This window comes from Ferroglobus sp. (assembly GCF_015521575.1).
GTDB lineage: Archaea > Halobacteriota > Archaeoglobi > Archaeoglobales > Archaeoglobaceae > Ferroglobus.
In genome coordinates this window covers 1-3621 of sequence record NZ_WANY01000067.1, presented here as the reverse complement: position 1 = coordinate 3621, position 3621 = coordinate 1, and the positions used below count along the sequence as shown (strand labels likewise).

At 43.1% G+C, this 3621-nt stretch carries 6 protein-coding genes; all 6 read left to right on the top strand.

The annotated features are described in order from the left end of the window. On the top strand, positions 1-656 hold a 656-nt coding region (locus F7C14_RS02725), incomplete at its 5' end, for a flagellin (RefSeq protein WP_290899719.1). Positions 657-713: 57 nt separating this feature from the next. Next, the gene (locus tag F7C14_RS02720) at positions 714-1205 is read left to right on the top strand and encodes a flagella accessory protein C (RefSeq protein WP_290899718.1); all 492 of its coding nucleotides are present in this window, start codon (positions 714-716) and stop codon (positions 1203-1205) included. Beyond that, the gene (locus F7C14_RS02715; protein ID WP_290899717.1) at positions 1198-2049 is read left to right on the top strand and encodes a FlaD/FlaE family flagellar protein; all 852 of its coding nucleotides are present in this window, start codon (positions 1198-1200) and stop codon (positions 2047-2049) included. Before F7C14_RS02720 ends, F7C14_RS02715 begins: the two co-directional genes overlap by 8 nt. Further along, positions 2039-2473, top strand: coding sequence for a hypothetical protein (locus tag F7C14_RS02710; RefSeq protein WP_290899716.1), 435 nt, complete (start codon positions 2039-2041; stop codon positions 2471-2473). The genes F7C14_RS02715 and F7C14_RS02710 overlap by 11 nt, the downstream gene beginning before the upstream one ends. Before the next feature lies 1 nt (position 2474). Beyond that, complete coding sequence (locus tag F7C14_RS02705) at positions 2475-2912, top strand: hypothetical protein (protein WP_290899714.1); 438 nt, start codon at positions 2475-2477, stop codon at positions 2910-2912. A gap of 4 nt (positions 2913-2916) precedes the next feature. After that, positions 2917-3612, top strand: a complete 696-nt coding sequence (locus F7C14_RS02700; protein ID WP_290899712.1) for an ATPase domain-containing protein — start codon at positions 2917-2919, stop codon at positions 3610-3612. Positions 3613-3621: the final 9 nt, after the last annotated feature.

The window sequence follows — 3621 nt, the reverse complement described above, 5'->3', positions numbered from 1 at the left end:
GGAAGGACGAGAAGGGAGCGATAGGCATTGAGATACTGATAGTGTTCATAGCGATTGTCTTGGTGGCTGCGGTGAGTGCTGCGGTGCTGATTCAAACCGTCGGATACCTGCAGCAGAAAGCAACTGCTACCGGAAGACAGACAACTCAGGAGGTTGCAAGCGGTATAAAGGTCGTGAAGGTGTTAGGACATGTGAATAACCCCAGAAGTGCAGATGGAAAAGTAGATCTCTTAGCTATCTATGTAGAAGTAAATACGGGTGGGCAAGAAGTAGATCTCAATGCGACAAAGATAACACTCTATGACGGTACTAAAACTGTAACCTTTAAGCAGAATACTGCAGCGTTTACTGATGGAACATCTGGTATTCTTGATGCATTTGATACAACTCAAAAAGCGTGGGCCAACTTAACATCAGCAACGGACTTTGGAATAATAGTTCTCCAAGATGAAGATGGATCAATATCATCTGGAAGCTATCCTGTTATAAACTCAGGAGACAAAGTGATTTTAACAATTAATGTTACTGCAGCGTTTGGAGGGTGGGCACCAAGAACATCAGTCTCTGGAGAAGTTAGACCAGAGTTTGGAGCACCAGGTATTATTGAGTTCACGACACCTCCGGCATACACGGAGGCAGTAATAGAACTACAGTGATCCTCAATTTTTTCTAAATTTTTTGTATTTTATCAAAATTTTTCTGGGGTGTCTCTCATGCTCAAACTCTTCAGAAGAAAGAAGAAGGAAGAGGAGGTGGTGGAAAAAGAAGAGGAGGAAGAGGTTGAGGAGTCTGAGGTTGAAGCCGAAAGCGGGGAAAGCAAAGAAGAAGATGAGGACATAATAATGAAAATCAACGAGAGGCTGAATGAAATAGAGAACAGGCTGCCGAGAATAGACATTTCGATATCGAATTTAAAGAAGGAGATAGACGGCTTGAAGGACAACATACAGAAGCTTGAGGAATCTTTAAAGGATATGATGGCTTTGTACGAGGTTGTATCGGCCCAAATAAACCCCTTCGTCGGTCAATCGAAAGTCACGGCTATAAGCGTTGAAAGGCTGAACGAAATGGAGAAAAAGGTAAACTCGATGGAAGACATCATACGGGACATTCGGCTGGATTTGAGGTTTCTCTTTAGGAATATGGTGAATGTTAGAGAGATAGTTAATGAGGTAATTTATGAAGAGGTGATAAGTCTTGAATGAAGATAACCGCAACATCATCAGACTTGAAGAGCTTGAAGAGGGAAAGAAGAAGTATTTGAGCGAAAACGAACTGAAAAACAAGCTTGAAAGCTACAAGGGAAGGGTTCCGGCGGTAATACTCAACGACATATACGAGCTTTTGAAGGGGAAAAAAGTAACGGAAGAGCAGCTCGAAAAGATAGTTTCGAGAATCGAAAACAAGCTGAAAGAGAGCAGCGGAGAGGGTGTTGGAGAACTTGTTGAAAAAATTGATAGACTCGAAAAAGCCCTCTCAACGTTTTTGAAAAAGTTCGAAGAAGAAATCGGAGAAAGGGCGAAAAAGAAACTTGAGGAGGCTTACGAAGAATTTTACGAAACGCCGGAAGATAAAAGCGTTGAAGTCGAAAAGCCGGCTAAGGTTGAACAGCCGTCTAACATTTCGGTAGAATTGGAAAAACCACCCAAAACCTCACCGGAACTCGAAGAATTACCGAAAAGAGAGGTTAAACTTGCTTCGATTCCGAAAACGACCAGAGCTATGATGTTCCTCCTGAAATGGATAGAGTTCATGATAGAAAGGGTGGGCTACGACGGGTTGAACGATCTCCTTGACTACTACGTCGACATCGGCTGGATTTCCGAGGATGTCATGTTCGATGTAATAAGGTACGCTAAAGGAATAAAGCTCTACCATGAAAAATCGGACTGGAGACCAGTTGGCTACATGAATGTTCAGGATCACATAATGTCCCTTCTCTTCATAGAGGCTTTGAGAACCGGCAGACTGAACAGAGATTTGCTCTTAGAAGTCGAAAGACAGATATACAGGATAAAAAAGGAGGTCAGCGAGATCAATGGGATTTAGCACAACTGCCGCTTTCGTTATAATTTTCGTCGCCTCGCTTGCTATAGTCGGCTTGGCTTACTCAACTTTTTACCTCCAGCTTAAGGATTACGTTTACAAGCTTAAAGCCGAGAGGGAGGATGCTGTAAACAAGGCGAACACGAAGCTCGATATTATCTCGATAAACGCCGTAGGGACAAATACAACCCACAACCTCAGCGTTGTTGTAAAGAACACTGGCACAACGACGCTGAATGTAAGCAAATTTGATTTGCTCGTTGATGGAGTTTTGGTGGACTTTAGCTATAACAGAACAGTTCTCTACCCGGAAACTTACGTGGAAATATCATCTAACAACTTAAGCGGAGGGATAGGGACAACTCACAGACTTAAGATAGTTGCAGAGAACGGTTACGCAATTTATGCAACATACACGGTGAGCTGAAATGGGATTTGGGGAAGTTGCATCGCACCTGATCCTTTTCATAGCAGCAGTAATCATCGCATCTTCAGCCTCAGCGATAATGTTCGTCACGGTGCAGAAAATAAGCATAGAGGCTGGAGAACAGGGAGAAGTTCTGAAAAAAATGATAGGAACAGACTTCTCCATAATAAACGATCCGGCAAATGTGATTTACAATTCAACCCTTGGTGCTTACATCATCTACATAAAAAACACGGGGACGGAGGAAATTCTTCTGACGAACAACACACTCACGATAATCCTCAACGGACAGGTCGTTAATTTCCAATCTGACAAGGTTGCGATAAAGCCGGGGGAAACGGCTACTCTTTACGTTTACTCTTCTCGGATAAACGGCGATGCTAATCTGATCGTTGTAACTGACGTTGGAGTGAAGAAAACCTTCAAGTTTGCGGGGTGAGAGCATGGTGAATCTGTACTCGGTACAAATCGAGAACGACGAATTTCACAAAAAAATAGGCGGAGGAATTCCTAAGGGAACGTTCGGTCTCATCGTTGGAGAGAGTGGAAGTGGAAAAAGCGTCGTCTGCCAGAGAATAACTTACGGATTGCTGAAAAATGATGTTTCCGTTAGCTACGTTTCCTCTCAGCTTACAACCGTCGATTTCATAAAGCAAATGTCAAGTTTGGGTTACGGTATTGAGAAGCACATAATTTCTGGCAGGCTGAAATTTTTTCCTGTTTATCCGCTTATAAGCGAGGTTAAAAAGAGAGAGAGGTACATAGAGAGGTTAATCTCAGGCAGACACATTTTTGAAAGCAATGTGATAATCATAGATTCCCTCTCAGCTCTCGTCAAATTCGACATAAATCCGAACTCGGCGATAGATCTTGTCAGCTTCATTAAAAGAATCGCAGCAACGGGGAAAGCCGTTATCGCCACTGTTGTTCCGGGGGAGATAGATGAAGCGTCTTTCCTTGAACTTGAGAGTGCCGCAACTTTTCTTGCCGAATGCAGTCTGAGGAAGTTCGGAGCCGACATAAAAAACACGATGACAATCAAAAAGTACAATCTCGCCCAAATGCAGTATCAGAAGCAGATAGCTTTCAGAGTTGAGCCGAAGATTGGATTAGTGGTTGAAATAGCGGCGGTGGCGTAAAATGAAGGC